Annotated in this window: 10 protein-coding genes; 1 reads left to right on the top strand and 9 read right to left on the bottom strand. The window is 62.0% G+C overall.

All coding sequences use genetic code 11. From position 1 onward, the window contains the following. Nucleotides 1-83 precede the first annotated feature (83 nt). From hycI to hycA, 9 genes are all read right to left on the bottom strand, one after another. Nucleotides 84-569: a hydrogenase maturation peptidase HycI gene (hycI, locus tag ABLU87_RS25565; protein ID WP_032694626.1), complete on the bottom strand. Its 486-nt coding sequence runs from the start codon at nt 567-569 to the stop codon at nt 84-86. After that, nucleotides 562-972: a formate hydrogenlyase maturation HycH family protein gene (locus ABLU87_RS25560; RefSeq protein WP_014226530.1), complete on the bottom strand. Its 411-nt coding sequence runs from the start codon at nt 970-972 to the stop codon at nt 562-564. The genes hycI and ABLU87_RS25560 overlap by 8 nt, the downstream gene beginning before the upstream one ends. Further along, on the bottom strand, nt 969-1,736 hold the full coding sequence (locus tag ABLU87_RS25555; protein ID WP_014226531.1) for an NADH-quinone oxidoreductase subunit B family protein: 768 nt from the start codon (nt 1,734-1,736) through the stop codon (nt 969-971). The genes ABLU87_RS25560 and ABLU87_RS25555 overlap by 4 nt, the downstream gene beginning before the upstream one ends. Beyond that, entirely contained in the window at nt 1,736-2,278 is a 543-nt protein-coding gene (locus tag ABLU87_RS25550) for a formate hydrogenlyase complex iron-sulfur subunit (RefSeq protein ID WP_025107277.1), read from the bottom strand. Before ABLU87_RS25550 ends, ABLU87_RS25555 begins: the two co-directional genes overlap by 1 nt. A gap of 9 nt (nt 2,279-2,287) precedes the next feature. Continuing rightward, on the bottom strand, nt 2,288-3,997 hold the full coding sequence (gene hycE, locus ABLU87_RS25545; protein WP_014839316.1) for a formate hydrogenlyase subunit HycE: 1,710 nt from the start codon (nt 3,995-3,997) through the stop codon (nt 2,288-2,290). 17 nt (nt 3,998-4,014) lie between these two features. Beyond that, nucleotides 4,015-4,938, bottom strand: coding sequence for a respiratory chain complex I subunit 1 family protein (locus ABLU87_RS25540; protein WP_004104852.1), 924 nt, complete (start codon nt 4,936-4,938; stop codon nt 4,015-4,017). 2 nt (nt 4,939-4,940) lie between these two features. Further along, on the bottom strand, nt 4,941-6,767 hold the full coding sequence (hycC, locus tag ABLU87_RS25535) for a formate hydrogenlyase subunit 3 (protein WP_122117197.1): 1,827 nt from the start codon (nt 6,765-6,767) through the stop codon (nt 4,941-4,943). Continuing rightward, a complete protein-coding gene (locus ABLU87_RS25530) occupies nt 6,764-7,372 on the bottom strand; it encodes a 4Fe-4S dicluster domain-containing protein (RefSeq protein WP_014839318.1) in 609 nt (202 codons plus the stop codon). Before ABLU87_RS25530 ends, hycC begins: the two co-directional genes overlap by 4 nt. An 82-nt stretch (nt 7,373-7,454) precedes the next feature. Beyond that, a complete protein-coding gene (gene hycA, locus ABLU87_RS25525) occupies nt 7,455-7,904 on the bottom strand; it encodes a formate hydrogenlyase regulator HycA (RefSeq protein ID WP_004134329.1) in 450 nt (149 codons plus the stop codon). Between the two features lie 208 nt (nt 7,905-8,112). Here hycA and hypA point away from each other — a divergent pair, with 208 nt between their 5' ends. Beyond that, the gene (hypA, locus tag ABLU87_RS25520; protein ID WP_004114752.1) at nt 8,113-8,457 is read left to right on the top strand and encodes a hydrogenase maturation nickel metallochaperone HypA; all 345 of its coding nucleotides are present in this window, start codon (nt 8,113-8,115) and stop codon (nt 8,455-8,457) included. The last annotated feature ends 2 nt before the right edge of the window (nt 8,458-8,459 follow it).

Here is an 8,459-nt window from a genome sequence, read left to right as displayed (position 1 = left end):
TAGCCCGGGTAAGGCGTTTACGCCGCGACCCGGGAAAAAAGTACGCTTGCTCCCCCAGGCCGAACTTCCGGCTCGCGCTGCGCTTAGCCGGGGAACGCCGGCTCCTCTGCGGCTTCAAGTGCCGCAAAACCGCCATTCCCCTGCCAGCCATCAAGCCGCGCGTACACCACCTCGACCGCGTCCTTAATCGGCTGGGTCATCGGGTAATAAAAGCCGACGATATCCGGCTGAATACCCAAGAAAATCACCTCGCCGATATCCTCTTTTAGCTGATCGATCAGATAGTTGAGCGGCATATTGTGGGTGGTCATCATAAACATCTCGGCGATATCGTCCGGATCGACGATGCGGATCTCGCCGGGATTCAGGCCCATATCGGTGGCATCGACGATCAGCAGGCGCTCGGGGCGCAGCTCGCGAATGGCGACGATATCGTTCTCCGGCGCGCTGCCGCCGTCAATCACCACCCATTCGCCGACGGGGTTAGCCGCGCACATCTCCGCCAGCAGCGGACCTGCGCCGTCGTCGCCCATCATACTATTGCCGACACAGAGTAAAACGTCAGTCACGGAGTCTCCTCACCATCAGATAGATGGCGCTTTCCTGGTGAATATCATGCAGCATGCTGAGCAGCGTTTTGCTCCACGCCTGCTGCTCGGGGGTCTGACGGGCCTGCGCTTTATCAAAAGCGTTGGCCAGCATCGTCACATGATTGCTGTCGATAACAATCTCGCCGTACTTCGGCACGCCTTCCATTTTGCGCCGCGCGGTGCTGCCCTCTTCGAGGGTCGCAATCCACGCCAGATACGCCTGCCACGGGCAGCTCAACGCCGCCTCAAGGCAGTCGATGACTCCGAGGTGGTGGCCAATCGCCAGGCTGTAATAGACCACCTGCTGCGCCTGGTCGGGCGTCGCATCGTTCTCATCAATAAATTTACGGCTCAGCTGACTGAACACCACCGTCTCGCTCATCGGATACGCGCTCCTTCGACCACCTGGTTCAGATGGGTGACGATCTCGGTCAGGCGCGGATCTTTTTCCGCCTCCAGCCAGCGCACCACCTGGCTATCGCCCTGTCCCAGCAGGCGCATATAGTCGTCGGCTATCTGGCGACCGTAGCGATAGCCCGCCAGCCGGCGCGCTTCGCGGTCGATGCGCACCCGCAGCGGCTGTACCATATCCGGATGCAGAAGCTCGGTCGGCCGTTCGTCCTGTTCGCCTGGCACGCGGGCGTGGATTTTCTGCTCCAGCAGGCCCAGCGCCATCGCGAAGCCGTACAGCGTCGCGGCGGGGGTCGGCGGGCAGCCGGGAATATAGACATCCACCGGCACGATTTTATCGGTGCCGCCCCATACGCAGTAGAGGTCGTGGAAGATGCCGCCGCTGTTGCCGCAGGCGCCGTAGGAGATACAGATTTTCGGGTCCGGCGCGGACTGCCACGCGCGCAGCGCGGGAGAACGCATCGCCCGGGTTACCGCTCCGGTAAACAGCAGAATATCGGCGTGACGCGGCGACGGCACCACTTTGATCCCAAAACGCTCGGCGTCGAACAGCGGCGACAGGGTAGCGAAAATCTCGATCTCGCAGCCGTTGCAGCCGCCGCAGTCCACCCGGTAGACGTAGGCGGAACGCTTAATTTTCTTCAGCAGCGATGCCTTCATGCTGGCGATGGACTCATCCACCGTCATCGGCACCGGAATGCCGTTTTCATCGCGCGGCCCTAATAAGTTGCTCATCAGCTGGCCTCTCTCATATGGCGAGTCAGTTCAATACGGTCGGACGGCACCAGGCACTTCTGGCGTTTACACTCCGGGCAGGTCTCAAAGCTTTCGCGATGCAGCTCGGCGCGGCTGTCGCCGTTGTGTTTGAGCAGCGCGATGGCGTAGTCGATCTCTTTCTGTACGGCGAACGGCCGTGCGCATACCCGACAGTGGCAGATGGCAAAACGCGACTGCTGGAGGAAATCCTCTTTTTTCCACACCGCCAGCTCGTACTCCTGAGAGAGCCTAATCGCCGCCGTCGGGCAAACCTCTTCGCAGCGTCCGCAGAAAATGCAGCGTCCGAGGTTGAACTGCCACGCCAGCTGGTTGGTGGCCAGATCGGTCTCCACCGTCAGGGCGTTCGACGGACAGGCGTTAACGCAGGCGGCGCAGCCGATGCACTGCTGCGGGTTATGCTCCGGTTTGCCGCGGAAGTTTTTATCCACCGGCATCGGCTCCAGCGGGTATGAGTGCGTCGCGGTGCCGGTTTTGATGACTTTTTTAATAAAGGTAAACATGGCGATTCCTTATTTCAGCGGCGAGTTCTTACGCTCGATGCTGTAGCGCTCCAGCTCTTTGTACGGCACCACTTTGCTTTTCTTCTTGCGCACGTCAACCACGGTCATGCGGTCGGTGCAGGAGTAGCACGGGTCGAGGCTGCCGATAATCAGCGGCGCGTCGGAGACGGTATTGCCGCGCAGCATATAGCGCAGGGTCGGCCAGTTGGCGTAGGTCGCCGCCCGGCAGCGCCAGCGGTACAGCTTCTGGTTGTCGCCGGTCATGCTCCAGTGGATATCATCTCCGCGCGGCGCTTCCGAGAAGCCCAGCGCGAAGCGGTGCGGAATATAGGTGAACCCTTCGACCATCAGCGGGCCGCCCGGCAGGTTATCGAGGCCAAAGTCGATCATGTTCAGCGCGGTGTAGACCTCGTTGATGCGCACCTTCAGGCGCGAGATGACGTCGCAGCCCTGTTCGCTGTGCACTTCCATCGGCAGCAGGCCGTAGCCGACAAACGGGTGATCGGCGCGGGTATCGCGGGCGTGGCCGCTGGCGCGCACCATCGGGCCAACGTTGCTGAAGTCGCGGGCGATTTGCGGGTCGAGACGACCGATGCCCACGGTACGCTGCTCCATATTCGGCGTGCTGAGCAGCATATCCACCAGCTCCTGCACGTCGCGGCGCATCTGCTGCGCCAGCTGGCGGGTCTGGATCATGTCCTCTTTCAGCAGATCGCGACGAATGCCGCCAATCAGGTTCAGACCGTAGGTTTTACGCGCCCCGGTAAGAATTTCCGCCATCTTCATCGAGGTTTCGCGCACGCGGAAGAACTGCATAAACCCGGAGTCGAAGCCGGTAAAGTGGCAGGCGAGGCCGAGGTTCAGCAGGTGCGAGTGCAGGCGCTCCACCTCCAGCAGAATGGCGCGGATCATCTGCGCGCGCTCCGGCACCACGATGCCCATCGCGTTCTCCACCGAAGTGGTGTAGGCGGTGCTGTGGGCGAAACCGCAGATACCGCACACGCGGTCCGACAGGAAGGTGACTTCGTTGTAGCCCATCCGGGTTTCCGCCAGCTTTTCCATCCCGCGATGAACGTAGAACAGGCGGTAGTCGGCGTCGATAATATTCTCGCCGTCAACGAACAGGCGGAAGTGGCCCGGTTCGTCGGAGGTGACGTGCAGCGGGCCAATCGGCACCACGTTGTTTTTCTTGCTGCCCAGCTCGTTGATAAACTCGTAGGTTTCGGCGTCGGTGGTCGGCGCCGGACGCTGGCGGTAGTCCATGCTGTCTTTACGCAGCGGATAGAGTTCATCCGGCCAGTCGTCCGGCAGCACCAGCCGGCGCTCGTCCGGCAGCCCCACCGGCACCAGGCCGTACATGTCGCGCACTTCGCGCTCGCCCCATACCGCCGCCGGCACCCGCGGCGTCACCGACGGATACTCGGGTTTATTGGCGTCCACTTCCACGCGCACGGTGATCCAGCACTTCGTGCCCTGCTCCATCGACAGCACGTAGTAGACGGCGTAGTGGCCGTTCAGCTTGCGTTCATCGTTGCCGAACAGCACCGACAGCCAGCCGCCCTGCTTGTAGTACAGGAACTCGACCACTTCCGGCAGATAGTTGACCTTCACCGTGACCGTCAACTGGTCTTTGGTCTGCCAGGCTTCATCCAGCACCACGCCCGGAAAGGCCTGATGCAGCGCGGCGAGATAGTGTTGACCGATTTTTTCTTCAGACATGCTCAAACTCTCTTAAATCACGCCACCAGCAAGGAGACGAAGGCTAAAAAGGCAAAACCAAACCCGGCCCAGGTGACGCGGGAGGTGGCGCAAAAGCGCAGACGCGCCATGCTGTTTTCGAACAGCGCAATCACCAGCACGCCGAGCACCAGCTTGACGACGGCAACCACCAGCGCCAGCAGCAGACCGCCGACGCTAAAGCTGGTCATCTGTCCCCACGGGATAAATACGCCGACGAACATCTGCAGGACCACCAGCTGCTTGAGGCTGATGCCCCACTTCAGCACGCCGAAGCCGCTGCCGCTGTATTCCGAGAGCGGGCCTTCCTGAAGCTCCTGCTCCGCTTCCGCCAGGTCGAACGGCAGCTTGCCCATTTCGATAAAGGTGGCGAAGGCGCAGGCGCACAGCGCCAGAATCAGCGGAAGAGTGCGGGCGACAGGCCAGTGATAAATGGTGTCGGTGATACTGCTGATATGGGTGGACCCCGCGACCTGCGCCGCGACCCACAGGCCGAGCAGCAGGATGGGCTCCACCAGCACGCCGAGCATCGCTTCGCGGCTCGCCCCGATAGCGGTAAATGGGCTGCCGGTATCAAGGCCGGAAATAGCAAAGAAGAAGCGGGCGATAGCGAACAGGTAGATCAGGGTAATCAGGTCGCCCAGCCCCGCCATCGGCGAATCAACGGTCACCACCGGCAGCGCGGTGGCGATGGTCAGCATCACGCCGACCATCACGTACGGCGTCAGGCGGAAGACCCAGCCGGAGGCATCCGGGCCAACGCTCTGGCGGCCCAGCAGTTTCAGAATGTCCCGGTACTCCTGCAGCACGCCCGGACCGCGGCGATTATGCAGACGCGCGCGGGCGACGCGGGTCACCCCGGACAACAGCGGCGCGACGGCGAACAGCACCAGCGCCTGCAACAATGCAATTAATACGCTCATTCTCAGGCTCCTCGGGAAATCACAATCACCACCAGTACCGCCAGCTCCACCAGCGCCACGCCGCGAAATAGCGCAGGCGCGGAAGCGTTCTGCCAGCCGGGCACCAGGCGCACCGGGTTCAGCCAGTGGCGCAGTTTCAGAATCGGCGCAAAGGCTTCTTTCACCGGCATGGCGAAACCGTGGGCGGTCACCACCATGGATTTTTCATGGTCGTAGCCGCAGACCCAGGCCGCGCCGCGGGAGCGCGCCGGCAGGCGATCGCCCTTGAAGAAGATCATCAGCAGCAGCGGCAGGAGCGGGCAGGCAATCAGCAGAATGGCGATCATCGGCTGGGACACCGCGCTGGAGACCTCCGCCTGCACCGGAAACGCCCCGCTCACCAGCGGCAGCAGCCACGGCGCGGCAACCCCGCCAATCACGCAGCAGACGGCGGCCAGTACCACGCTAAAGGTCATCAGCCCCGGCGCGCAGGTGGCGTTTTCCGCCTCTTTGCTTCGCGGCGCGCCGAGGAAGGTGACGCCGTAGACTTTCGCCATACACATCACCGCCAGCGCGCCGGTAATCGCCAGGCCCACCGCCAGCAGCGGCCCGAGCAGGCGGCCAACAAACGCGTCGCCGGTGCTCAGCTTAAAGAAGGACTGATAGATAACCCACTCCCCGGCAAAGCCGTTCAGCGGCGGCAGCGCGGCCATCGCCATCAGGCCCACCAGCATCGCGAGCGAAATCAGCGGCATTTTCTTGCCGATCCCGCCGAGCTTTTCGATATCGCGATGGCCGGTGCGGAACCACACCGCCCCCGCGCCGAGGAACAGGGTGGTTTTAAACAGGCTATGGTTGATCAGGTGATACATGCCGCCAATAAAGCCCAGCACCATCAGGGTCGGGTTATGGGTCGCCACGCCGGTGACGAACGCCCCGAGGCCGAGCAGGATAATGCCGATGTTTTCCAGGGTGTGGTACGCCAGCAGGCGCTGAATATTGTGCTCCATCAGGGCGTACAGCCCGCCGACGAAGGCGGTGATCATGCCCAGCACCAGCAGCATCACGCCCCACCACAGCGGCGGTACGCTGCCGGCCAGCGAGACCGTCAGGATGCCGTAGAGACCGACCTTCATCACCACCGTGGAAAACAGCGCGGCGGCCGGCGCGCTGGCACCGGCGTGAGCCTGCGGCGCCCAGCCGTGCAGCGGAATAACTCCGGCCAGCAGCGCAAAGCCGACCAGGCCCGGCAGCCACAGCAGCGCGTTCTGCGGCGCCGCCATCGCCATCTGGGTAATCTGCGCCAGCTCAAGGGTGCCGTAGGACGACCAGACCAGCCAGCAGCTCCACGCCATCAGCAGCGTACCGAGGCGACCCAGCGCAAACCACAGCTTGCCGGACTGCGCGCAGCCGGTAAGAAACGCGGCGCAAAGGGCCATAATCTCCGCCATCACCACCAGCGCGCCGAAGTTCGTCACCACCACGGCGCAGACGGCGGCGGCCAGCAGCAGATTCACCAGCAGGCCGTTGGCTTTCACCTGCGGGTGACGATGCCAGGCGATATTGAACAGCGAAATCGGCAGTGCCGACAGGCCGATCGCCAGCAGCCACAGCGCGTTGACGCCGCCCACGCGCAGGGTCAAATGCAGCATCTGCAGCATGCCGCCGCTAACGCGCTCCGGCATCAGCAGCGCCGTTCCGCCCGCCAGCACCAGCATCGCGCTGGCGACCGCGCCGCCAATCCCGGCGATCGCCCCGCTCAGCGGTTTGCGCAGGGCGAACAGAAACGCCAGCACCGCGCTGGCGGCGTACCAGGCCACCGCCTGATTCACTAAGGAAATCACACTCATTTCACGTCCCCTTGTTGCGCCTGGAACAGCGACAGATCGCCGAGATCGGTATTAAAAGTCAGCTGCCGCTTACGCTTGCTGGCCTGGGCGATATCGCGGATATCCACCAGCAGCAGCGCTTTGGTCGGGCAGGTGCGTACGCACGCCGGGCCCTGCTCATCGAAGTGGCACAGGTCGCATTTGACGGCGATGGCGCGCACGCCCGGCACCCAGTCGAGCAGCGAGCTGACGCGGGCCGGCGCCGGCGGCGCGGCGGGGGCCAGCGGCGTATTGGCGTTAGCCGGCATATCCAGCGGACGGCTGCCGGAAAACTCAATGGCGCCGAACGGACAGGCGATGCCGCACAGCTTGCAGCTTACGCACAGGCTCTCATTGAGCTGCACCGCGCCATCGACGCGATTAATGGCGTTAACCGGGCAGACGGCGGCGCAGGGCGCATCTTCACAGTGGTGGCACATCTGCGGCGCGGATTCTTTTTCATTGCGCATTAAATGCAGCCGGGGCATGGCCTGCAGGCCCTGCTGGCGGTGAGTCTCAGCGCAGGCGGCTTCGCAGGTGCGACAGCCGATACAGACGGTGGAGTCAGCAATTACAAAACGGTTCACCGGGTCATCCTCAGGTGAAAGTCATTTTTGACGAAAACAGGTTGCGCAGGTGTCAGCTTCGACACTTGTCGACACCTGACGATTAACGGGCCAGCGTCAGGTGGCTTAAATCCACCGGCTGGTCTTGTTCGATAGCCTCGTAGAGACGGTCGTAAACGCTGGCGATAGTCGCCAGATAGTGCTCCAGAACCTGCTCGCGGTCGCGGTTGCTGATCCGGCCATCAATGGTGCCGTCTGAGCCCAGCGTGGCCTGGGCAATCAGACGTCTGTCGTCGCCGTTTTTAGTTTCCACGTAGTACTCGATGGTGTGGCTGTTAAACCCTTCCGCCAGCGCAACGTAGACCTGAAAATGGCCAAACAGTACGAAGCACAGTTCTTTATCCGGCGCGCAGCTCATGGCGTGATGCAGACGCGCTTTCGACAGGGTTATCCCCTGTACCAAGGAGTTGCAGTAGGTGTGCCACTGCTCCTGATGCTGACGGTGACGATCGGCGATGTAGTCCGCCTTTTCACTTAATTCCCAAATAGTCATCCCGGATCCCCCGTTGTATGAGATGCACCGGTTAAGCACTTTTCATGCCAAAATTTAATTAATTGATTTTAAACATGTTTATAAAATTCCGGGGGGCGGAAAGACATGTCGATGACGACGTCTGCAGCGTGTCATCGACATTTTCGTGACATTACCTATGACCTGGCATCGTTATTGCATTAAAGGGCCATCGCGATACGGAGGCACCATGCACGAAATCACTCTTAGCCAGCGGGCGCTGGAAATTATCGAACAGCAGGCGCTGCAGGCCGGCGCGCGTCGGGTGACCGGCGTGTGGCTGAAGGTCGGGGCGTTTTCCTGCGTGGAGGCCAGCGCGCTGACCTTCTGCTTTGAGCTGGTGTGCCGCGGCACGCTGGCGGAGGGCTGCGAGCTGCATATCGCCGAACAACAGGCTGAATGCTGGTGTGAATCCTGCCAGCAGTACGTGCATCTCATCTCACAGCACGTGCGCCGCTGCCCGCAGTGTCAGAGCGACCGGCTGCAAATCGTGGCGGATGACGGCTTACAGATTCAGCGACTAGAAGTGGAGTAATA

This window comes from Klebsiella sp. CB_Kp196, assembly GCF_040061575.1.
Lineage (GTDB): Bacteria > Pseudomonadota > Gammaproteobacteria > Enterobacterales > Enterobacteriaceae > Klebsiella > Klebsiella michiganensis.
This window is presented reverse-complemented; position numbering and strand designations above follow the sequence as displayed.